General features: G+C 64.0%; 18 protein-coding genes and 1 pseudogene. 12 read left to right on the forward strand and 7 right to left on the reverse strand.

Annotated features, from left to right (window positions below):
* Window positions 1–9: 9 nt before the first annotated feature.
* From zigA to CRO75_RS04780, 3 genes are all read left to right on the forward strand, one after another.
* Complete coding sequence (gene zigA / locus CRO75_RS04770) at window positions 10–1,218, forward strand: zinc metallochaperone GTPase ZigA (protein ID WP_097134595.1); 1,209 nt, start codon at window positions 10–12, stop codon at window positions 1,216–1,218.
* On the forward strand, window positions 1,218–1,916 hold the full coding sequence (locus CRO75_RS04775; protein WP_097134596.1) for a DUF1826 domain-containing protein: 699 nt from the start codon (window positions 1,218–1,220) through the stop codon (window positions 1,914–1,916). The genes zigA and CRO75_RS04775 overlap by 1 nt, the downstream gene beginning before the upstream one ends.
* A 167-nt stretch (window positions 1,917–2,083) precedes the next feature.
* Entirely contained in the window at window positions 2,084–3,046 is a 963-nt protein-coding gene (locus CRO75_RS04780; RefSeq protein WP_097134597.1) for a CobW-like GTP-binding protein, read from the forward strand.
* Between the two features lie 131 nt (window positions 3,047–3,177).
* Here CRO75_RS04780 and CRO75_RS04785 read toward each other — a convergent pair whose 3' ends face one another.
* Window positions 3,178–3,573 (reverse strand): DUF3301 domain-containing protein, encoded by a 396-nt coding sequence (locus tag CRO75_RS04785; RefSeq protein WP_007927603.1) that lies wholly within the window; start codon window positions 3,571–3,573, stop codon window positions 3,178–3,180.
* A gap of 116 nt (window positions 3,574–3,689) precedes the next feature.
* Between CRO75_RS04785 and pdxY the strand changes: the two genes are divergently transcribed.
* On the forward strand, window positions 3,690–4,562 hold the full coding sequence (pdxY, locus tag CRO75_RS04790) for a pyridoxal kinase PdxY (protein ID WP_097134598.1): 873 nt from the start codon (window positions 3,690–3,692) through the stop codon (window positions 4,560–4,562).
* A 63-nt stretch (window positions 4,563–4,625) separates the two neighbouring features.
* Here the strand turns inward: pdxY and CRO75_RS04795 are convergent, their stop codons facing one another.
* Window positions 4,626–5,108, reverse strand: coding sequence for an acyl-CoA thioesterase (locus CRO75_RS04795; RefSeq protein ID WP_007927601.1), 483 nt, complete (start codon window positions 5,106–5,108; stop codon window positions 4,626–4,628).
* Between the two features lie 267 nt (window positions 5,109–5,375).
* Here CRO75_RS04795 and CRO75_RS04800 point away from each other — a divergent pair, with 267 nt between their 5' ends.
* The gene (locus CRO75_RS04800; RefSeq protein ID WP_009041400.1) at window positions 5,376–7,139 is read left to right on the forward strand and encodes a cation:proton antiporter; all 1,764 of its coding nucleotides are present in this window, start codon (window positions 5,376–5,378) and stop codon (window positions 7,137–7,139) included.
* Here CRO75_RS04800 and CRO75_RS04805 read toward each other — a convergent pair.
* The 4 genes from CRO75_RS04805 to uvrD form a co-directional block, all read right to left on the reverse strand.
* Complete coding sequence (locus tag CRO75_RS04805) at window positions 7,136–7,987, reverse strand: alpha/beta hydrolase (RefSeq protein WP_097134599.1); 852 nt, start codon at window positions 7,985–7,987, stop codon at window positions 7,136–7,138. The genes CRO75_RS04800 and CRO75_RS04805 overlap by 4 nt on opposite strands.
* A gap of 60 nt (window positions 7,988–8,047) precedes the next feature.
* Window positions 8,048–8,455, reverse strand: coding sequence for an SMI1/KNR4 family protein (locus CRO75_RS04810; RefSeq protein ID WP_097134600.1), 408 nt, complete (start codon window positions 8,453–8,455; stop codon window positions 8,048–8,050).
* Between the two features lie 138 nt (window positions 8,456–8,593).
* Entirely contained in the window at window positions 8,594–9,472 is an 879-nt protein-coding gene (locus CRO75_RS04815; RefSeq protein WP_007927597.1) for a Tim44 domain-containing protein, read from the reverse strand.
* A gap of 224 nt (window positions 9,473–9,696) precedes the next feature.
* Window positions 9,697–11,880 (reverse strand): DNA helicase II, encoded by a 2,184-nt coding sequence (uvrD, locus tag CRO75_RS04820; protein WP_097134601.1) that lies wholly within the window; start codon window positions 11,878–11,880, stop codon window positions 9,697–9,699.
* 246 nt (window positions 11,881–12,126) lie between these two features.
* On the opposite strand from uvrD, the gene CRO75_RS04825 reads away from it, so the two are divergent.
* The 3 genes from CRO75_RS04825 (at window position 12,127) to CRO75_RS04840 (ending at window position 16,420) form a co-directional block, all read left to right on the forward strand.
* A complete protein-coding gene (locus CRO75_RS04825) occupies window positions 12,127–14,991 on the forward strand; it encodes an EAL domain-containing protein (protein WP_097134602.1) in 2,865 nt (954 codons plus the stop codon).
* A gap of 237 nt (window positions 14,992–15,228) precedes the next feature.
* Window positions 15,229–16,095: a transcriptional regulator HexR gene (gene hexR, locus CRO75_RS04830; RefSeq protein ID WP_007927594.1), complete on the forward strand. Its 867-nt coding sequence runs from the start codon at window positions 15,229–15,231 to the stop codon at window positions 16,093–16,095.
* Window positions 16,096–16,207: 112 nt separating this feature from the next.
* On the forward strand, window positions 16,208–16,420 hold the full coding sequence (locus CRO75_RS04840; protein ID WP_007927592.1) for a hypothetical protein: 213 nt from the start codon (window positions 16,208–16,210) through the stop codon (window positions 16,418–16,420).
* Here CRO75_RS04840 and CRO75_RS04845 read toward each other — a convergent pair.
* Entirely contained in the window at window positions 16,362–17,324 is a 963-nt protein-coding gene (locus CRO75_RS04845; RefSeq protein WP_097134603.1) for a LysR family transcriptional regulator, read from the reverse strand. The two genes, CRO75_RS04840 and CRO75_RS04845, sit on opposite strands and share 59 nt — an antisense overlap.
* A gap of 190 nt (window positions 17,325–17,514) precedes the next feature.
* Between CRO75_RS04845 and CRO75_RS04850 the strand changes: the two genes are divergently transcribed.
* The 4 genes and pseudogenes from CRO75_RS04850 to CRO75_RS04865 all read left to right on the forward strand — a co-directional run.
* Window positions 17,515–18,930: an acetyl-CoA carboxylase biotin carboxylase subunit gene (locus CRO75_RS04850; protein WP_062824193.1), complete on the forward strand. Its 1,416-nt coding sequence runs from the start codon at window positions 17,515–17,517 to the stop codon at window positions 18,928–18,930.
* Window positions 18,931–18,941: 11 nt separating this feature from the next.
* The gene (gene oadA / locus CRO75_RS04855) at window positions 18,942–20,750 is read left to right on the forward strand and encodes a sodium-extruding oxaloacetate decarboxylase subunit alpha (protein WP_097134604.1); all 1,809 of its coding nucleotides are present in this window, start codon (window positions 18,942–18,944) and stop codon (window positions 20,748–20,750) included.
* Between the two features lie 301 nt (window positions 20,751–21,051).
* The gene (locus tag CRO75_RS04860) at window positions 21,052–22,326 is read left to right on the forward strand and encodes a HipA domain-containing protein (protein WP_097134605.1); all 1,275 of its coding nucleotides are present in this window, start codon (window positions 21,052–21,054) and stop codon (window positions 22,324–22,326) included.
* Window positions 22,323–22,586, forward strand: a pseudogene (locus CRO75_RS04865) (helix-turn-helix transcriptional regulator); the annotation flags it as partial. The gene CRO75_RS04860 and the pseudogene CRO75_RS04865, both read left to right, overlap by 4 nt.
* Between the last annotated feature and the right edge of the window lie 6 nt (window positions 22,587–22,592).

Consider the following 22,592-nt stretch of genomic DNA (forward strand, 5'->3'; position numbering starts at 1 on the left):
GATCACCTGATGACCGACCGTCTTCCCGTTACCGTGCTGTCCGGCTTTCTCGGCGCCGGCAAAAGCACGCTGCTCAACTACGTTCTGCGCAACCGCGACAACCTGCGGGTGGCGGTGATCGTCAACGACATGAGCGAAATCAACATCGACGGCAGCGAAGTGCAGCGCGATGTCAGCCTCAACCGCGCCGAAGAAAAACTGGTCGAAATGAGCAACGGCTGTATCTGCTGCACCCTGCGCGAAGACCTGCTGGAAGAGGTCGGCAAACTGGCCAGGGACGGGCGTTTCGATTACCTGCTGATCGAATCCACCGGCATCTCCGAGCCGCTGCCGGTGGCCGAGACCTTCACCTTTCGCGACGAAGCAGGGCAGAGCCTGGCCGACATCGCACGCCTGGACACCATGGTCACCGTGGTCGACGGCATGAACTTCCTGCTCGATTACCAGGCCGCGGAAAGCCTGGCGTCCCGCGGCGAAACCCTGGGCGAGGAGGACGAGCGCTCGATCACCGATCTGTTGATCGAGCAGATCGAGTTCGCCGACGTGATCCTGATCAGCAAGATCGACCTGATCGGCAGCGATGAGCGTCAGGAACTGATCGCCATCCTTGAGCGCCTCAATTCCCAGGCGGAAATCATCCCCATGGTGATGGGCGAAGTGCCGCTGGCGAAGATCCTCAACACCGGTCGTTTCGACTTCGAGCGCGCTGCCCAGGCGCCGGGCTGGTTGCAGGAGCTGCGCGGCGAGCACGTGCCGGAAACCGAAGAATACGGCATCGCCTCCAGCGCCTATCGGGCGCGGCGACCTTTCCATCCACAGCGCTTTTTCGATTTCATCAACCGCCCCTGGAGCAACGGCAAACTGCTGCGTTCCAAGGGCTTTTTCTGGCTCGCCAGCAAGCACCAGGAGGCCGGCAGCTGGTCCCAGGCGGGGGGGCTGATGCGTCATGGTTTCGCCGGACGCTGGTGGCGTTTCGTGCCGAAGCAGCACTGGCCGCAGGATGCGGAAAGCACCGCGGCGATCATGCAGAACTGGACCGCCGCCACCGGCGACTGCCGCCAGGAACTGGTATTCATCGGCCAGAACATCGACTTCGCCCGGCTTACCGCCGAGCTCGACGATTGCCTGCTGACGGACGACGAAATGGCCCAGGGCGCGGAAGGCTGGCGCCTGATGCGCGACCCGTTCGGCCCCTGGCATGAAGAGGCCGCCGCCTGATGCTCTACCAACCACTGTCCCCTGTGGGAGCGAACCTGCTTGCGAAGCCGCTCCTGCGGCCAACCCTGCACAAACCGATACGCCGCGAGGCTTGCGGCCCGGCCCCTATCGTCCTGGCCGAGGCGCTGGACGACGAGGTCAACCTGGCCCTGTGGCAGCGCCAGTTGCCGGCGCATATCGCCGATTTCGGCGCCTTGCTGCTGTCGCTGAACGAGCCGCTGGCCGAGTCGCTGTCGCTGGAATTCGACACGGAGGACGCGGAGCCGAACCTGCGCGGCCTGGCTTCTGGCTTCAGCGATCTGCAGGGCTACGATGGCTTTATCGCCGATGTCGCCTGGCTGGTCAGCGCCTTTGCCTGCCTGCTGGGCGCCAAGCGCGTCGGCCTGCGCCTGCGGGTGCTGGATAAGGCCATGTGCCCGCGCTTTCATGTCGACCATGTGCCGGTACGGCTGATTACCACCTATGCCGGTGCCGGCAGCCAATGGCTGCGCGAGGGCGCGATGGATCGCCGGCAACTGGGCCAGGCCGAGGCTGAGCCCACGGATGGCGCGCTGATCCAGCAGATGGCCAGCGGCGAGGTGGCCCTGTTCAAGGGCGAGAAATGGCTGGGCAACGAGGGTTTCGGCCTGATCCACCGCTCGCCGCAACCGGCCCCCGGCGAGCGCCGGCTGATCCTCACCCTGGACTGGCTCGGCTGACCCTGTAGCCGCTGCCGCAGGCTGCGATCGGCTCCGTAGGAGACGTGCTCTTGAGGCCCTCGGAAGGCGCTGCGCGCCTTATCGCAGCCTGCGGCAGCGGCTACGGGAATTTCGCTGCCGCGGCTTAGCGCGTAGGATCAATCACCTCTTTTCCGAGCGTTCCGCCGATGCTGCACAACATCCCCACCCACGTCATCGCCGGCCCCCTCGGCGCGGGCAAGACCAGCCTGATCCAGCACCTGTTGGCACAGCGTCCGGCCAATGAGCGCTGGGCGGTGCTGATCAACGAGTTCGGCCAGATCGGCCTGGACGCGGCGCTGCTGGCCCGGGACGAGGACGGTATCGCCCTGGGCGAGGTGGCCGGCGGCTGCCTGTGCTGTGTCAACGGCGCGCCGTTCCAGGTGGGCTTGGGGCGCCTGCTGCGCAAGGCCCGGCCCGACCGTCTGTTTATCGAGCCTTCCGGCCTGGGGCACCCGGCGCAACTGCTCCAGCAATTGCGCGAGGCGCCCTGGCAAAAGGTCCTGGCCGTGCAACCTTGCGTGCTGGTCCTCGATGCCCAGGCGCTGGCGGCCGGCAAGCCGCTGCCGCAGGCCCAACAGGAGGCGCTGCCCAGTGCCGGCCTGTTGCTGCTGAACAAGGACGAAGGGCTCGACGCGGCGCAGCGTCAGGGCATTCTCGAGCAGTTGCCGGCCTGTCCGCTGCTCTGGACTACCCGCGGGACCTTGGCGCTGGAGCGTTTGCCTGGCGTGGAGGCTCGCGCGGGGGCTGCCATCGAGGCCTTCGAAGTACCCAAGGGATTGGCACAGCTGCCGGCGATCTGGACCGATCCGGTCCTGCCCATCTGCCTGAGCCAGGCCCAGGAGGGCGGCTGGAGCATCGGTTGGCGCTGGCACCCGAGCCGGGTGTTCGATGTTCGGTGCCTCGAGCAATGGCTGGCGAGCCTTGATTGGCGCCGGGCCAAGCTGGTGATCCATGGCACCGATGGCTGGGTCTCGGGCAACGCCCTGGATAACGCCGCGCCGCACTGGCAAGCCAGCGAATGGCGCCGCGATTCACGTATCGAGCTGATCTTCAGCGAGCCGCAGGACGTGGCCACCCTGCAACAGTCGTTGGCCAAGTGCTGCCAATAGCCCAACGCGGTCCGATGCTTCTGTAGGAGCAAAAAAATTGTCAACGATGACGCGTTTTGCCAGGAAAAATCGCCGCTTCGCGGCTATCGCGAGCAAGCTTCGCTCCTACAGGTGATCCAGGCGCTCCGGTGCTACTTGCTGCGCCCTTCGCGCCATTGGCTCAGTTCGATCACTTCGGCGCTGTGTGTCGGCACGGGTGGCGGCGCGGGCGTTGCAATCGGGTAGGGCGCCAGCTCGATCTGCGCACTGTGGGCGCCGAACTGGGTGATGGTCCCCGCATGGCGGGTTTCGCCGGTGACGGTGAATTCGAAGGTGTAGATCCGGGCCAGGCGCCGGCGACCACTGGCGTCCCTGACGAAACCGATGCGCTTCAACGCCACGTTGCCGTCCAGCAGCTCGATATCGAGTCGCGCGCAATGCTGCTTGACCCTCTCCAGCGCCCGCTCGCGCAGGCCGTGGTTGTGCCATAGCCAGGCGGCGCCGGTCGCCAGCAGCATCAGCACGAAAATGTTTCCAAGGGTCAGCATGAGGTGCGCTCCAACGAAGTCGCACCAGCTTAACTGCGTCTTCGGTCTGTCGTACAGGTTGCGTTTAGTCGCATACTGCGCGGCTCGAATTTCAATCGTTTTACGGAATGACCCGAATGAAACGTACGCCTCATCTGCTCGCGATCCAGTCCCATGTGGTCTTCGGCCATGCTGGCAACAGCGCCGCGGTGTTTCCCATGCAGCGGGTCGGGGTGAATGTCTGGCCGCTCAATACGGTGCAGTTCTCCAACCACACGCAATACGGCCAGTGGGCCGGCGAGGTGCTGTCGCCGCACCAGATCCCGGAGCTGGTGGAAGGCATTGCCGCCATCGGCGAGCTGGGCAACTGCGACGCGGTGCTTTCCGGCTACCTGGGCAGCGCGGCGCAGGGGCGGGCGATCCTCGGTGGCGTGGCGCGGATCAAGGCGACCAACCCCAAAGCCCTGTACCTGTGCGACCCGGTGATGGGCCACCCGGAAAAGGGTTGCAGCGTGCCCCAGGAGGTCAGCGACTTCCTGTTGGAAGAGGCGGCGACCGTGGCGGATTTCCTCTGCCCCAACCAGCTGGAACTGGACAGCTTCGCCGGGCGCAAGCCGCAGTCGCTGTTCGACTGCCTGGCCATGGCCCGGGCGCTGCTGGCGCGTGGCCCGAAAGCGGTGCTGGTCAAGCATCTGGATTACCCGGGCAAGCTGCCGGACGGCTTCGAAATGTTGCTGGTGACCGCCGAAGGCAGCTGGCACCTGCGTCGTCCGCTGCTGGCATTCCCGCGTCAGCCGGTGGGTGTGGGCGACCTGACTTCAGGCCTGTTCCTGGCCCGGGTGCTGCTGGGCGACAGCCTGGTGGCGGCGTTCGAGTTCACCGCCGCGGCGGTGCATGAAGTGCTGCTGGAAACCCAGGCCTGCGCCAGTTACGAACTGCAACTGATACGGGCCCAGGACCGGATCACCCATCCACGGGTGCGGTACGAGGCGGTGCCGATCGAGCTGTAACGGTTGCCTGGGGGGCTTATCGCCAACAGGCTCGCTCGGTAGCAGCGAGCCTGTCTCGGACGATCAAGCGTCGGCCTTGATTTCCTGATAGCGCTTTTCCAGCTCCTGGCGGATCTGCCGGCGTTGCTGGGCCTGCATGAAGCGGCGCTTGTCTTCGCTGGTTTGCGGTTGCAGTGGCGGCACGGCGGCGGGTTTGCGCTGGTCGTCCACGGCCACCATGGTGAAGAAGCAACTGTTGGTATGGCGCACCGAGCGCTCGCGGATGTTCTCGGTGACTACCTTGATACCGACCTCCATCGAGGTGTTGCCGGTGTAGTTGACCGAGGCCAGGAAGGTCACCAGTTCGCCGACGTGGATCGGCTCGCGGAAGATCACCTGGTCCACCGACAGGGTTACCACATAACGGCCGGCATAACGGCTGGCGCAGGCGTAGGCGACTTCATCAAGGTACTTGAGCAGGGTGCCGCCGTGGACATTGCCTGAGAAGTTGGCCATGTCAGGGGTCATCAATACCGTCATCGACAGCTGGGCGTTTCCGGGTTCCATAGCACACTCACGGGTTAAGGCAGGGTTGCGGGGCGCACCTCTGCGGGTGCTTGGTCAGCGTTTCAAACCATCGATAACGGGACGCTGCGCTCGCGGTCGCCGTCACGCGGCGATCTATCTGTTTCCATATATTGCACCGCCTTTCTGGCACAAGTCGCGATGTTAACCTTCAAAAGCCCGTCCCAAGGGCTTTTCCCGCTGGCCGGCCGGCTGCGCAACGCCCCCCGCGCCGGCCGCAAGAACACGGACCCCAAGGAGCCCCACGCCATGCATGCCATCAGCTTTATTCAGGACCTGGCAGTGATCATGCTGGTCGCAGGCGTGGTGACCATTCTCTTCCACCGGCTCAAGCAGCCGGTGGTCCTCGGCTATATCGTCGCCGGCTTCATCATCGGCCCGCACACCCCGCCGTTCGGCCTGATCCACGACGAAGACACGATCAAGACCCTGGCCGAGCTGGGGGTGATTTTCCTGATGTTCTGCTTGGGCCTGGAGTTCAGCCTGCGCAAGCTGTTCAAGGTCGGCGCCACGGCCTTTATCGCGGCGTTCATGGAAATCGTGCTGATGATCTGGATCGGCTACGAGATCGGCCGCTGGTTCGGCTGGAACACCATGGACTCGCTGTTCCTCGGCGCGATCCTGGCGATTTCCTCGACCACCATCATCGTCAAGGCGCTCAACGACCTGAAGATGAAGAACCAGCGTTTCGCCCAGCTGATCTTCGGCGTGCTGATCGTCGAAGACATCCTCGGCATCGGCATCATCGCCTTGCTCTCGAGCATCGCGGTCAGCGGCACCGTCAGCTCCGGGGAAGTGTTCTCCACCGTCGGTAAGCTCTCGCTGTTCATGATCGTCGCCCTGGTCATCGGCATCCTGCTGGTCCCGCGGCTGCTGGCCTACGTGGCCAGGTTCGAAAGCAACGAGATGCTGCTGATCACCGTGCTGGGGCTGTGCTTCGGCTTCTGCCTGCTGGTGGTCAAGCTGGAGTACAGCATGGTGCTCGGCGCCTTCCTGATTGGCGCGATCATGGCCGAGTCGCGGCAATTGCTGAAGATCGAGCGCCTGATCGAGCCGGTACGCGACATGTTCAGCGCCATCTTCTTCGTCGCCATCGGCCTGATGATCGACCCGCAGATCCTCCTGCAGTACGCCTGGCCGATCGCGGTGATTACCGTCGCCGTGGTGCTGGGCAAGATGCTGTCCTGCGGCCTGGGCGCCTTTATCGCCGGCAACGATGGCCGCACCTCGCTGCGGGTCGGCATGGGCCTGTCACAGATCGGCGAGTTCTCCTTCATCATCGCGGCGCTGGGCATGACCCTGCAGGTCACCAGCGACTTTCTCTACCCGGTGGCGGTCGCCGTGTCGGCCATTACCACCTTGCTCACGCCTTACCTGATCCGCGCCGCCGACCCGCTGTCGCTGAAGCTCGCCGCCGTGATGCCGACCCGCCTGAGCCGGGTGCTGGGCATGTACGGCGAATGGCTGCGCAGTATCCAGCCCCATGGCGAGGGGGCGCTGCTGGCGTCGATGATCCGGCGGATCCTGTTGCAGGTCGGGGTCAATCTGGCGCTGGTGGTGGCGATCTTCTTCTCCGGCGGTTATTTCGCCGCGCGCATCGGTGAATACCTGCAGGACTGGATCAGTGATCCGAGCTGGCAGAAGGCGCTGATCTGGGGCGGGGCGCTGCTGCTGTCGCTGCCGTTCCTGATCGCCGCCTATCGCAAGCTCAAGGCCCTGTCGATGCTGCTGGCGGAGATGGGGGTGAAGCCGGAAATGGCCGGGCGTCACACCCAGCGCGTGCGCCGGGTGATCGCCGAGGTGATTCCGGTGCTGTCGCTGCTGGTGATCTTCCTGCTGCTGGCGGCGCTGTCTTCGAGCATCCTGCCGACCACCGAGCTGCTGGTACTGATCGCGGTGGTGACGGCGGCGGTGGCCGCTCTGCTGTGGCGCTGGTTCATCCGCGTGCACACCCGCATGCAGGTGGCCTTGCTGGATACCCTGGATAACCACAAGGAAGACAATGGGCACTAATTGCCCGGTGATGCACAACTCAGCGGTTGGTCGCGCCAGTGTCGCCAGGCTTCGACCCAGCCCTGGTCGTGGGTGACCCCGGGCAGGCTGACGGATTGTACGCAGAAGGCTTGCGTCCCCAGTGCCTGCCGATAGGCGGGGTAGAGGCTGGCAGGCACGCTGCGGTCGGCCTGGCCGAGCAAATGCCGTTGCGCCACCAGGGCCAGCTTGGGTGCCTGGTCCAGCGGCTCGAGGGAGCCGTGCAGCGGGCTCAGCCCCAGCGCACTGACCCATAGCCGAGGGCTCAGGTTGCCGGCCAGGGTTTGCACCTGGGCAATGTCGTCTCGCCGCGCGGCCAGCAACAGGGCCAGTGCCGCGCCACCGGAATAGCCGATCAACTCGAAATCCTGATTGCCATAACGCTGCTTGAGGCGGTCGAGGGCCTGGTCGAGGCTGCGCAGTACCGCTGGGGAAAAGCGCTGGTCGGTCCAGATCGCCGCCGTACAGTCGGCCGCGCTGACGAATTGGCAGGGGCGGGCCAGATAGACGCTGGGACGCGGATCGCTCAGCGCCAGTTGCGCCATCAGCAGGTGCTGCGGGCTGGGGTCGAGGCTGGGTTGGCGAGCTGTCGCCCAGGCATGGCCGTCGCCTTCAAGGTAGACGCGCAGGCGGGGTTGTTTGGGTAAGCGCAGGGGCAGGCTGCTGGCGAGCGGGAAGGGTGAAGTGGGCAGGACTTCGACCTGGTGGGCGTACTGCGTGCTCAGGTTTTGCAACTGAGCCATGCGCGACTGACAACCCGCCAACAGGCTGCTGGCGAGTAGTGTCAATGCGGCGATCGCCCGGGTGGCGCGACCGCTTGTGAACGTCATGCAACGGGTGGCAGTCGATCCATGCGCCTGCGCCCGCGGGGCGAAACCGCGCAAGGCTGATCAGCTTTCCAGCCAGACGTCCCGCGCCCAGTGCCACACCGATTCCCAGGATTCTTCGGTGATCAGCTCTTCTTCGCCGGACCACAGCACCACGGTGCCGTCTTCCTCGACGCAGTAGTAGTCGTCACCGTCCTGGCAGATCGGGATCAGCTCGCGCGGCACGCCCATGTCCCAGGCGGTAGCGGCCACTTCCGGCAGGTAGGTGTGGGATTGCGGGTCGGTCACGGTGACCGGCTCCAGGCTGCCGTAGACGACATTGCTCACGGTCAACAGGAACTCTTTGAAGACGAAGGGGATATTGATGAACAGCTGTTCTTCGATTTCCACCAGCAGGTCTTCATCCGGCAGTTCCAGGGGAACGGGTACCGGTTCGTTTGCTTCACGGAGTTGCTCGATGACTTCTTCCACGGCCTGGGTCCTCTTAGCTCTATGGCGCGGTTTAATAGACGGCGGTTTATACAGTAGCTCGCTATAAGTGCAATCGTGAAATGCAAAACCCCGACCTGAGCCGGGGTTTTGCGATTACCGATGTGACACTGGAGAGAATCAGCCGTTCTGGCGGATACCTGCAACCAGCCAAGGCTGATTTTCGCCTTGGGCGCGCTCCATGTTCCAGCTTTCGCTGAACACTTCGCCCTGGTCGAAACGCGAGGTCTTCGACACGCCGGTGAAGGTCAGGGTCGCGATGGTCTTGTCGGCGCGGTCGTCGACGCCTTCGAGTTGCACATTGAGGTTGTCGATGTAGGTCGACTGGAAGCCGTCGCCCAGATCGGCACGTTCCTGCTTCAGGAATTGCAGCATCTGTGGGGTCACGAACTCAGCGATCTTGTCCATTTCGTTGGCGTCCCAGTGTTGCTGCAGGGACTGGAAGTGGTTGCGCGCGGCTTCGACGAAACGCTCTTCGTTGAACCAGGCTGGCGCGTTGATTACCGGGCGGGCCGCTGCCGCAGGTGCAGCCGAACCACCGAAGATCGAACCGGAGGCAGGTTTTGGCTCGAAGGCTTCACGCTGCATCGGTGCGTGGCCGGCTGGAGCGTACTGCTCCTGCTGCTTGCGACGACGGGCGGCGATAAAGCGGAAGACCAGGAAGGCGATGACCGCCATGATCAGGATGTCGAAGATCTGCATGCCCTGGAAGCCGTCGCCCATGAACATGGAGGCCAGCAGGCCGCCCGCGGCGATGCCGGCGAGAGGGCCGAGCCAGCGCGAGGCGCCGCTGGCCTTGGTGGCAGCGCCCGCGGCACCGGCAGCGCCGGCGGTCGCGGCAGTGGAACCCATGCCGGAAGAGGACGGAGCCATCTGGCTGGTCTGGTGGGTCGGCGCGGCGCCAGCGCTTTTGCCGCCACCGAAGCGCTTGGCGTTGGCGTCGAGGCTCATCGTCAGGCCGATGCACAACGCCATGGCGATGCTAAGAAAACGTTTCATAAAGGGAATTCCCATTTGTGGATGGCACGCGCGCCATGTTGCACAGGTGAAGTGTCACTGGCCAGCGGCAGAGTGTTTCGGGCTTTTGCCTGACAGCCGCGGTTCAGCTTGGGTCCAGGCAAGTGGGCCCTGTACAGGTTTGTCCGTTGGGCGGATGCAAAGGTTCAGTGGCCGGTCAGCCCGACTTCGCCATGCCGCGGGGCATGGCGAAGGAGGTCAAGGCCTCAGATGGCTTCGAGCTTGGCGTAGCCGAGCATCAGCCACTTGCTGCCTTCGCTGAAGTTCACCTGGACCCGGGCCTGGGCGCCGGCGCCTTCGAAGTTGAGGATCACGCCGTCGCCGAATACCGAGTGGCGCACCGCCTGGCCGAGGCTGAGGCCGGTGTCCGGGATCTCGCTGCCGCCGAACAGGCTGCTGGTGCTCTGCGACTGGCTACCGCCGAACGGACGGCTGACGCTGTTGGACAGGCGCACCTCCTGGATCAGCCCCTTCGGTACTTCCCGTACGAAACGCGACACCTTGTTGTAGGTCTCGCTCCCGTACAGGCGTCGGGTTTCGGCGTAGGTCATCACCAGGTTCTGCATCGCCCGGGTGATGCCGACGTAGGCCAGGCGACGTTCCTCTTCAAGGCGGCCGGGCTCCTCCAGGCTCATCTTGTGCGGGAACAGGCCTTCTTCCATGCCCACCAGGAACACGTAAGGGAATTCCAGGCCCTTGGCGCTGTGCAGGGTCATCAGCTGGATGCTGTCTTCGTGCTCGTCGGCCTGGGTGTCGCCGGCTTCCAGCGAAGCGTGGCCGAGGAAGGCCGCCAGCGGCGTCAGTTCCTGGTCTTCTTCGGTGTGCTCGAAGTTGCGCGCGGCGCTGACCAGTTCCTCGAGGTTTTCTACCCGGGCCTGGCCTTTCTCGCCTTTTTCCGCTTCGTGGTAGGCGATCAGGCCGGATTGCTCGATAACGGTCTGCGTCATCAGGTGCAATGGCATCTCGGCGGTCACGGTCGCCAGGTGCTCGATCAACTCCATAAAGGCGCCCAGGGCGCCGGCGGCGCGTCCGGTCACGCCCTTATTGGCCACCAGCTGGCGCATCGCTTCCCACATCGATACATGGCTGTGGCGCGCGTGTTCGCGAATCGCTTCGACGGTCTTTTCGCCAATGCCGCGGGTTGGCACGTTGATCACCCGCTCCAGGGCCGCGTCGTTGCCGCGCCCTTCGAGCAGGCGCATGTAGGCCATGGCGTTCTTGATTTCGGCGCGTTCGAAGAAGCGCTGGCCGCCGTAGATGCGGTACGGAATGCGCTCGCGCAGCAGCGCTTCTTCCAGCACCCGCGACTGGGCGTTGGAGCGATACAGGATGGCGATATCGCTGCGGGCCAGGCCGGTCTTCAGGGCGCTTTCGATGGTTTCCACCACGTAGCGCGCTTCATCGTGTTCGTTGAAGGCGGCGTACAGGTTGATCGCTTCGCCTTCGCCGCCGTCGGTCCACAGCTCCTTGCCCAGGCGCCCGGTGTTATTGGCGATCAGGGCGTTGGCGGCCTTGAGGATGCCGGCGGTGGAGCGGTAGTTCTGCTCCAGGCGGATCACTTCGGTGTCCGGGAAGTCTTCGGAGTACTGGTGAATGTTCTCGATCTTCGCGCCGCGCCAGCCGTAGATCGACTGGTCGTCGTCGCCCACCACCATCAGGCTGTCGCCGCCCTTGGCCAGCAGGCGCAACCAGGCGTACTGCACGGCGTTGGTATCCTGGAATTCGTCCACCAGCACATGGCGGAAACGCTTCTGGTAGTGCGCCAGCAGGCCCGGGTGGTCGCGCCACAGGTCCAGGGCACGCAGCAGCAGCTCGGAGAAGTCGATGACCCCGGCGCGCTGGCAGGCGGCCTCGTAGGCTTCGTAGATGCCGCGCATGGTGGCCAGGAACAGGTCGCCGCTGGCTTGAATATGTTGCGGACGCAGGCCTTCGTCCTTCTGCCCGTTGATGAACCACTGGGCCTGCCGGGCCGGCCAGCGCTGCTCGTCCAGGCCGAGGTCGCGGATCACCCGCTTGACCAGGCGTTGCTGGTCGTCGCTGTCGAGGATCTGGAAGGTTTGGCTCAGGCCGGCCTCTTGCCAGTGCGCCCGCAGCAGGCGGTGCGCCAGGCCGTGGAAGGTACCGACCCACATGCCGGCCGGGTTGATACCCATCAACTGCTCGATGCGCTGGCGCATCTCGGCAGCGGCCTTGTTGGTGAAGGTCACCGACAGGATGGAGTGGGGCGAGGCGTTCTCGACCTGGATCAACCAGGCGATACGGTGCACCAGCACTCGGGTTTTACCGGAGCCAGCACCGGCCAGGACCAACTGACGACCCAAGGAGGCGGCTACGGCCTGGCGTTGGGCATCGTTGAGGGAGTTCAGCAGAAGGGAGAGATCATCGCGCATCGGGGCATTCTAGGGGGCTGGCGCACACCGGGCAAACCAAGCTTTGGTTTAGCCGATAAAAGAACGCCGGGGACGACCGGTCGGTCACGGGCTGCAGCCGTTGGCCGGGCTTGGCTGGAGGAATTTCGCAGGGATCGGCGCTCGCGCGGATTTGCCGATTTTATGATTCCAGGCAGTTTGGTCCGGGCGGTTGCTTGTGTATGCTCCGGCGACGTTTCGGGCTCAATCATTATAAGAACACTGCCTATGACACTCAGCACTGGCCCGTCCGGACCCTTCGTGGAGCCTCGGGTTATTCGCAAGCAATACGCCATGGAGATGGCGGTAGAGCGCACGCGCCTGCTTTATCAGGGCTCCCTGTTGCCCACCCTGTTCATGCTGCTCAACGGCCTGGTCTGCGCCTGGCTGCTGTGGAGCCCCGAGCGTTATTGGCTGGTCAGCGTGTGGATGGTCTGGTTGCTGGCCTCGGTCGCCCTGCGGGTGATCCAGGTGGCGGCGTTCGACTCGGCGATTCCCAGCCGCCAGGCGCAGCCGATCTGGCGTCGCATGTTCCTGCTCGGCTCCGCCGTCAGCGGCCTGACCCTGGCCTGCGCCGGCATCGCCCTGATGCCCACCGACAATTTCCTGCAGCAAGCCTGGGTCTTCGGCCTGATCGGCGCGGCGATCCTCTCGGCCAGCGTGGCCTACGCGGTCAGCCTGCCGGCCTTCCTGTCCTTTACCTTGCCCTGTTTGCTACCGGCGATCGGCTACCTGTTCTGGGGCGGCGACGAGCAGCAGCGCGGCTGGGGCTGGCTGGGGTTGATCCTGCTGGTGTCGCTGAGCGTGGTGGCCTGGCAGGTCAACCGCCTGATCCAGATGGGCTTGCTGCGGCGTTTCCAGAACCAGGCCCTGATCGAACATCTGCAACAGGCGCAGAGCCGCAGCGAACAGCTCAACAGCGAGCTGCTGCGGGAAGTCGAACAGCGTCGCCGCGCCGAAGAGCAATTGCGCGAGGCCCAGGTCGGCCTGGAAAGCCGGGTGGCCCAGCGCAGCCTCGAGCTGGACGCGGCCAACCAGGCCCTGAGCAAGAGCGAAGCGCGCCTGGCCCTGGCCCTGAAGGCCAGCCAGCTGGGGCTGTGGGACTGGAACCTGCAGACCGACGAGGTCCATCACAGCCATATCAAGGAGCTGTTCGGCCTGGAGCCGGAGTTCGTGCGGGCGATGCTCAGCCACCTCAAGCCGCTGCTGCATCCCGAAGACCTGCCGCTGCTCAAGCGCGCGCTGGTGGAGCACCTGAAGGGGCGCACCGAGGATTACCTGGTGGAATATCGCGTGCGGCATGCCGATGGCCGCTGGGTCTGGATCGAGGACCGTGGCCGCGCCGTGGAGCGCGGCCCAGGCGGGCAGGTGCTGCGCATGGTCGGCACCCGGCGCGATATCAGCGCCAGCAAGCAACAGGAAGAGCAGCGCCGCCTGGCGGCGATGGTGTTCGAGGCGGCCAGCGAGGGCATCGTCATCCTCGACCCCGATTACGTACTGCTGGCGGTCAATCAGGCATTCAGTCGGGTTACCGGTTTCCAGATCGAGGACATGCTCGGGCGTAATGTGGTCGACCTGCCGTGCAGCCGCGACGCACGGCGGCACTTTCCGGTGATTCATCAGGCCCTCGAACAGCACGGCAGCTGGCAGGGCGAACTGGTGGAGGCGCGCAAGAACGGCGAGCTGTACCCGCAGTGGCTGCAATTGAACGTGGTGCGCGATACGCGGGGAAAGGTAAGCCATATTGTGGGCTTCTTCGCCGATCTGTCGGCGCGGCGCGAATCCGAAGAGCGCATGCGCTACCTGACCCATTACGACGAACTCACCGGCCTGGCCAACCGTTCGCTGTTTCGCGAACGCTTGCGCGAAGCCCATCAACGGATGCGCCAGGGCGGCCGCAGCCTGGCCCTGGTGCATATCAACCTGGACCGTTTCAAGCTGCTCAACGACAGCCTGGGCCACGACATCGCCGACCAGCTGTTGCAGAAAATGGCGCGGCGATTGGTCAACGCGCTGCCGGAAGCCGACACCATTGCCCGCTTGTCCGGCGATGAGTTCGCGGTGCTGTTCGATGCCTACGGCAGCCTGTCGAGCCTGACCCGGGTGGCCACCCGCTTGTCGGCGAAGCTGCGCCTGCCGATTACCGTGGAAGGCCATGAGCTGGTGGTCAGCGCTTCCATGGGCATCAGCATGCTGCCCGACAGCGCGCGGGAAATTCCGGCGCTGATCAGCCAGTCGAACATCGCCATGCAACACGCCAAGCACCTGGGCGGCAACAACTTCCAGTTCTACACCGCCAGCCTGCAAGCCAGCACCCTGGAGCGCCTGCAGCTGGAGAACCAGCTGCGCAAGGCGGTCGAGGAGCGCCAACTGAAGGTGTTCTACCAGCCGAAACTGTGCCTCGCCACCGGTCGCCTGAACGCCGCCGAAGCCCTGGTGCGCTGGGACCATCCCGACCTGGGTCGGGTGCCGCCGGGGGACTTTATCGGCCTGGCGGAAGAGATCGGGCTGATCGGCCCGATCGGCGAATTCGTCTTGCGCCAGGCCTGCTGGCAAGCCTGCGAGTGGCAGCGCCAGGGGCTGCCGGCGATTCGGGTCTCGGTGAACCTGTCGGTGCATCAACTGCGCCAGGGCAAGCTGGTCAGCCAGGTGCGCAGCGTGCTGGATGAGACCGGGCTGGCGCCGCATTTCCTCGAGCTGGAGCTGACCGAAAGCCATCTGCTCGACAGCGTCGAACACATCGTTTCCACCTTCCAGCAGTTGCGTGACCTGGGAGTGAAGCTGGCCATCGACGACTTCGGCACCGGTTATTCCTCGCTGAGCTACCTCAAGCGGATTCCGGTGGACTACGTGAAGATCGACCAGGCGTTCATCCGCGGCCTGAGCGAAGGCGGCGCTGACGCGGCGATCACCCGGGCGATCATCGCCATGGCTCACGGGCTGTCGCTGAAGGTGGTGGCCGAAGGGGTGGAGCATCCGGGGCAGCTGGCATTTCTCAAGGAGCAGAAATGCGATGAGGTGCAGGGCTACTTGATCAGCCGGCCGGTGGAAGCCGAGGGGCTTGCGGCGCTGTTGCGGGCCCAGACCCTGTAGCCGCTGCCGCAGGCTGCGATCGGCTGCGCAGCGGCCGCAAAAGGCCAGGAATATCTGAAGTTTTTACGAATACCGGCTGCCCGGCTCCAGCAGCTACAAAGAGCAGGCAAGGCTAAAACAGTGGGGTGCAAAGGTGATTCAGTTACGCATTGAGCAGGCAAAAAGCGAATTCATGTAGTATAACTACAAAATTGCTACATCCTTGGGCGTCTGCCCCATAACAATGAGTCCAGCCCTTTGAATCTGTTGCAGCACATTGCCCAATCACGCCATCTCTTGCGCAAGTCGGAGCTCAAGGTCGCCGATCATGTGCTGCTCGACCCTGCGGCTGTGATGCACAGTTCCATGGCCGACCTGGCCCACAGCGTGGGTATCAGCGAGCCGACCATCGTGCGCTTCTGCCGCGCCATCGGCTGCTCGGGATTCCAGGACCTGAAGCTCAAGCTGGCCCAGAGCCTGGCCGCCGGGGCGAGCTTCGGCCAGTTCGCGATTCATGAAGACGACTCGGTCGCCGACTACAGCCTGAAAATCTTCGACACCACCCTGCACACCCTGATGGAGGTTCGCGAGAAGCTCGATCCGGTGGAGTTGCAACGGGCTGTGACCCTCATGTCCCAGGCCCAGCGCGTGGAATTCTACGGCTTCGGCGCCTCGGGCGCGGTGGCGGCGGACGCCCAGCACAAATTCTTCCGCCTGCTGCTGACCGCGGCGGCCTATTCCGACCCGCATATGCAGGCGATGTCGGCGGTGACCCTCAAGCCCACCGACGTGGCGATCTGCATTTCCCAGTCCGGGCGTTCCAAGGACCTGCTGATCACCGCCAACCTGGTGCGTGAAAGCGGCGCCTCGCTGATCACCCTGTGCCCGAGCCAGACGCCGCTGGCCGAGCTGTCGACGGTCAACCTGGCGATCGACGTGCACGAAGACACCGAAATCTACACCCCGCTGACCTCGCGTATCGCCCACCTGGTGGTGATCGACGTCCTGGCGATGGGCGTGGCCATGGCCCGCGGCCCGAGCCTGGTCAACCACCTCAAGAGCGTCAAGCGCAGCCTTCGCAGCCTGCGCCTGTCGCCCAAGTCGGTGAAGGCGCTCGACGACTGATCGCGGCGCCTTCATCGCCGGCAACTTTCATCATCCTGTAACCGACCCGCAGCCAAATCGTCATTGGCAGGCGTCATCGTGAAGCTCCCGTACTCGCATTGGGAGACTCGAAATGGCCCGGCCTTACGAAGAGAGCAGCAGCGCAGTCAAGACCCGTCGTCAACAGGAAGACCAGCGCCGCATGGAATTTCGCCGCGCGATCGAACATCGCTGTGAGCTGCGCCGTCTGCAGCAGGAAATCAATGACTACCCCGAGCTGGACGCCGTCAATTACTGGCAGGCAGCCTCGGCAGCTTCCCGTCAAAACGTTCAACAAGCCCGCTGATCTGCACCCGTTCGCTGCGGATAAACCCCAGGAACGCATGCGCTACCGGTGACAGGCGTTTTGCCTTGGCCTGCACCAGGCACCAGCTGCGATACAACGGCAGCTCTTCGACCGGCAACTCGACGAGTCCCCCGGTCGCCAACTCAAGGTTCAGGGCGTGGCGCGTCAACAGCGCCACGCCCAGACCCGCCAGCACACACTCGCGCTGAGCCTCGGCCGACGACACTTCCAGGGTCTGGGTGAAGTGCACGCGCTTTTCCTTGAAATACTCCTCGCAGGCCAGGCGCGTGCCCGAACCCTGTTCGCGCACCAGCAGGTTGTAGGGTTCCAGGTCCTGCAGGCGCAGCGGCCCGAGGTGGCACAGCGGGTGGTCGGGCGGCGCCACGGCGACGATCGGGTTATTGAGGAACGGCAGGAATTCCAGGCCCATGTCCTGCGGGACCATGGACATGATCACCAGGTCGTCGCGGTTGTCCGAGAGGCGGCGGATCACCTGGCCCCGATTGACCACCGTCAGGTGCAGGTTGACCTCCGGGTGCTGGCGCTTGAAGGCGGCGAACAGGTGCGGCACGAAGTACTTGGCGCTGGATTCCACCGCCAGTTTCAGCTGGCCCTGCAAGGAGCCCTGCATGTCCGACAGCTGCATGTCGAGGTTTTCCAGGCGCCCGAAGATGTCGCGGCTGGCCCGCTGCAGCGCCTCGGCGGCCTCGGTCATGTAGAGCTTCTTGCCCACGTAATCGAATAATGGCTGGCCGATCAGCTCCTCCAGCTGGCGAATCTGCAGGCTGACGGCGGGCTGGGTCAGGGACATTTCGTCGGCCGCCCGGCTGTAAGAGCGCAGATCGCAGACCTCATTGAAAATCTGCAATTGGCGTAATGTCATACGCATCAAGGACTTACGCATTATCTAAGGTCTCGCGCCGAGGGCTGTCGGATCAACTATAAGTCTTTGCTTATGAGCGACCCAATAATTATTGATTTTTGTTAATTCATCGACAGGAATAGTGTGGGCCTGCGACTGGCTTGAAACATTTGGTCACGCGCCGACCCGGTCTAGCGGGTCTTTTGTTCCAACGGCTCAAGGGTACCTCCAAGTGATAAAAAAGATCCTGATCGCCAACCGTGGTGAGATTGCCGTACGAATCGTGCGTGCCTGCGCCGAGATGGGCATTCGCTCGGTCGCGATCTTCTCCGACGCCGATCGCCATGCCCTGCATGTGAAACGCGCGGATGAAGCCCACAGCATCGGTGCCGAACCCCTGGCCGGCTACCTGAACCCACGCAAGCTGGTGAACCTGGCCGTGGAAACCGGCTGCGACGCGCTGCACCCCGGTTACGGCTTCCTTTCGGAAAACGCCGAGCTGGCGGAGATCTGCGCCGAACGTGGGATCAAATTCATCGGTCCATCGGCTGAAGTGATTCGCCGCATGGGCGACAAGACCGAAGCCCGCCGCAGCATGATCAAGGCAGGCGTGCCGGTCACCCCGGGCACCGAAGGCAACGTCGCCGATATCCATGAAGCCCTGAGCGAAGGCGACCGCATCGGTTACCCGGTGATGCTCAAGGCCACTTCCGGCGGCGGCGGCCGCGGCATTCGCCGCTGCAACAGCCGCGACGAACTGGAACAGGCGTTTCCACGGGTGATTTCCGAGGCGACCAAGGCGTTCGGTTCCGCCGAAGTGTTCCTGGAAAAGTGCATCGTCAATCCCAAGCACATCGAGGCGCAGATCCTCGGCGACAGCTTTGGCAACGTGGTGCACCTGTTCGAGCGCGACTGCTCGATCCAGCGCCGCAACCAGAAGCTGATCGAGATCGCCCCCAGCCCGCAACTGACCCCGGAACAGCGCGCCTACATCGGCGACCTGTCGGTGCGCGCGGCCAAGGCCGTGGGCTACGAGAACGCCGGTACCGTGGAGTTCCTGCTCGCCGACGGCGAGGTGTACTTCATGGAGATGAACACCCGGGTGCAGGTGGAACACACCATTACCGAAGAAATCACCGGCATCGACATCGTTCGCGAGCAGATCCGCATCGCTTCCGGCCTGCCGCTGTCGGTGAAGCAGGAAGACATCCACCACCGTGGTTTCGCCCTGCAGTTCCGGATCAACGCCGAAGACCCGAAGAACAACTTCCTGCCGAGCTTCGGCAAGATCACCCGTTACTACGCGCCCGGCGGCCCCGGCGTGCGGACCGACACGGCGATCTACACCGGCTACACCATTCCGCCGTTCTACGACTCCATGTGCCTGAAGCTGGTGGTCTGGGCTCTGACCTGGGAAGAAGCGATGGACCGTGGCTTGCGTGCCCTGGACGACATGCGTCTGCAAGGGGTCAAGACCACTGCTGCCTATTACCAGGAAATCCTGCGTAACCCGGAATTCCGTAGCGGCCAGTTCAACACCAGTTTTGTGGAAAGCCACCCTGAGCTGACCAACTACTCGATCAAGCGCAAACCCGAAGAGCTGGCCCTGGCCATCGCCGCCGCCATCGCCGCCCACGCAGGCCTGTGAGGAAAAGAACAATGAGCAAGAAGATTTTCGTTACCGACACCATCCTGCGCGACGCCCACCAATCGCTGCTGGCGACCCGCATGCGCACCGAAGACATGCTGCCGATCTGCGACAAGCTCGACAAAGTCGGCTACTGGTCGCTGGAAGTCTGGGGCGGCGCGACCTTCGACGCCTGCGTGCGCTTCCTCAAGGAAGACCCGTGGGAGCGCCTGCGCAAACTGCGCGCCGCGCTGCCCAACACCCGCCTGCAAATGCTCCTGCGCGGGCAGAACCTGCTGGGCTACCGCCATTACAGCGACGACGTGGTCAAGGCCTTCGTCGCCAAGGCGGCGGTCAACGGCATCGACGTGTTCCGCATCTTCGACGCCATGAACGACGTGCGTAACCTGCGGGTGGCCATCGAAGCGGTGAAAGCCGCCGGCAAGCACGCCCAGGGCACCATCGCCTACACCACCAGCCCGGTGCACACCATCGAGGCCTTCGTGGCCCAGGCCAAGCAGATGGAATCCATGGGTTGCGACTCGGTGGCGATCAAGGACATGGCCGGCCTGCTGACCCCTTACGCCACTGGCGAACTGGTCAAGGCGCTGAAGGCCGAGCAATCGCTGCCGGTGTTCGTCCACTCCCATGACACCGCCGGCCTGGCCGCGATGTGCCAGCTCAAGGCTATCGAGAACGGCGCCGACCATATCGACACCGCGATCTCCAGCTTCGCCTGGGGCACCAGCCACCCGGGCACCGAGTCGATGGTCGCCGCCCTCAAAGGCAGCGAATTCGACACTGGCCTGGACCTGGAACTGTTGCAGGAGATCGGCCTGTACTTCTATGCCGTGCGCAAGAAGTACCACCAGTTCGAAAGCGAATTCACCGCGGTCGACACCCGGGTGCAGGTCAACCAGGTGCCGGGCGGGATGATTTCCAACCTGGCCAACCAGCTCAAGGAGCAGGGCGCCCTGAACCGCATGAGCGAAGTACTGGCGGAGATCCCACGGGTGCGTCACGACCTCGGCTACCCGCCGCTGGTGACCCCGACTTCGCAGATCGTCGGCACCCAGGCGTTCTTCAACGTGCTGGCCGGCGAGCGCTACAAGACCATCACCAACGAAGTGAAGCTGTACCTGCAAGGCGGCTACGGCAAGGCACCGGGCGAGGTGGACGAGAAGCTGCGGCGCCAGGCCATCGGCAGCGAAGAAGTGATCGACGTGCGCCCGGCCGACCTGTTGAAGCCGGAAATGACCAAGCTGCGCAATGACATCGGCGCCCTGGCTAAATCCGAAGAAGACGTGCTGACCTACGCCATGTTCCCGGACATCGGGCGCAAGTTCCTCGAAGAACGCGAAGCCGGCACCCTGACACCGGAAGTGCTGCTGCCGATTCCGGAAGCGGGCGGCGTGAGCTCGGCCGGCGGCGAAGGCGTACCGACCGAGTTCGTCATCGACGTGCACGGCGAGACCTACCGTGTCGACATCACCGGTGTCGGCGTGAAGGCCGAAGGCAAGCGCCACTTCTACCTGTCCATCGACGGCATGCCGGAAGAAGTGGTGTTCGAGCCGCTCAACGAGTTCGTCGGTGGTGGCAGCAGCAAGCGCAAGCAGGCCAGCGCGCCGGGCCACGTCAGCACCACCATGCCGGGCAACATCGTCGACGTGCTGGTCAAGGAAGGCGACACCGTCAAGGCCGGCCAGGCGGTGCTGATCACCGAAGCCATGAAGATGGAAACCGAAGTCCAGGCGGCCATCGCCGGCAAGGTCACCGCCATCCACGTGGCCAAGGGCGACCGGGTCAATCCGGGCGAAATCCTGATCGAGATCGAAGGCTGATTTTCAATCCTTCATCGATAACTGTTTACCTCGGGGGGGCTACGGCCTCCCTTTTTTTGCCTGTTGCCGGGGCGGCGGGGGGCAATGCGCGGCCGCTACAGGCGGCTTGAGGGATATTTCCAGGCTGGAATGAGCATCATGTGAATGTATTTTAATGCACTTATTTCGTTCTGAATTTTGTATATCTGCATTACAATGCACTTAACTGCCTTATGGCTCATTAAAAGTGCATTAAAATACAGGTAAAAAAGTGCTTCGGCTGACGTTGCAGCTCTACTGCGCAGGGGCATGGAGCGACGCCATGACCCTGACTTTCGACAGGCCCGAAGAGGGCTTCGCCAGCCCCTGCCGTTTTGGTTATGTCCAGCAGTATCTGGTGGATAACCTGGAGGCTGTCGCCAGCCCGCTGGCCAGGTCGGTCAGTGCGCAGATCCCATTGGGCTGGGAATCGTGGCGGGAAGAACGAGCCCCGGCCTTTCTCTATGACCTTGCCCCGGCGGCAGCGACCGCGCGCTTCCTGCTGCACCAGATTGGCCACGAGCGGCCGGACGGCATGGGCGTCGAGTTGTTCCTCTTGAGTCGGTCCACCGCGGCGCCCATCGGCAACCTGCGGATCAAGGAGTCGCTGGCGGGCTTGCGCAGGCGTCCGGCGCTGGGGTTTTCTCGGGACCAGGTGATCGCCCTCGATAATCGCTTTCTCGAGTACGCCCACGAGCAGGGCGCGGCGTTCGGCGGTACTGCGAGCATCGGCGGTGAGGCGCCCAAGCTGCTGCTGAGTCAAAACCGCGAGGGCCTGCTGTACCCCGATGCGCTGCTCGACGACGCTTCGGCGGCGTGCCACTGGTGGGTGAAGTTTCCCCGCAACCCGGCCACGCAGAATGACGGCGACATCCTCAGGAGCGAATTCCACTATTACCGGGCGCTGCAACAGTTGGGTATCGATACGCTGCCGGCCGAGGGCCTGGCCCTGGAAGAAGGACCCAGGCCCAGCCTGTGGATGCAGCGCTTCGACCGTCGGGTAACGCCGACGGGGGTGGAGCGCCTGGCGGTGGAGTCGATCTATTCCCTGGCGGGGCTGGTGGGCCATGGCCAGGGCATGCGGCACACCGAGGTGCTGGGGATCCTCGCCGAACTGTGGCGAGCCACGGGCCAGGAATCGGCGATTCCCGAACTGGTGGCGGATTACCTGCGCCGGGACCTGCTCAACAAGATCCTCGGCAACTCGGACAACCATGGACGCAACCTTTCGATCATCCGCACCGACAGTCGGGTGCAGCTGGCGCCGATCTACGATCTGGCACCCACGGTCATGGACGATGAGGGCATTACCCGGACCATCAAATGGCCCGGGCGCATGGAAGTGGCGGGTGACGTGGACTGGCGCCTGGTATGCGCGAGCCTGAAGCCGCTGCTCGACCCCGAAGCCGCCCTGGCGCGCCTGCGGGAGGATGCCGAACGGCTGCGGGCCTTGCCGGACCTGTTGCGCGCCAGCGGCTTGCCCGACGCCACCCTGAATCACCCGCGCATTCACTTGCGCCACTTGGACCGACGCCTGCAGGAGTGGGGACTGCGATGAGTACAACCCTGGAAGAACGCGGCGCGCTGATCGACAACATCCAGCAGGAACTGGCGGCCGGCCGCTTGCCGCTTGGCGATGCGGTCAGGCGCCTGCGCAGCGAAGTCACGGGGCTGCATCAGAGCCAGTTCGCCAGGATGTGCCGGATTTCCCTGCGTACCCTGATCCACATCGAACACGGTGACGGCAACCCGACCCTCAAGTCGTTGAACGCGGTGTTCAAGCCCTTCGGTTTGCAGATGGGGGTGCTGGCCGTGCAGAAAACC

This window comes from Pseudomonas sp. LAMO17WK12:I10, assembly GCF_900215185.1.
Taxonomy (GTDB): Bacteria; Pseudomonadota; Gammaproteobacteria; order Pseudomonadales; family Pseudomonadaceae; genus Aquipseudomonas; species Aquipseudomonas chlororaphis.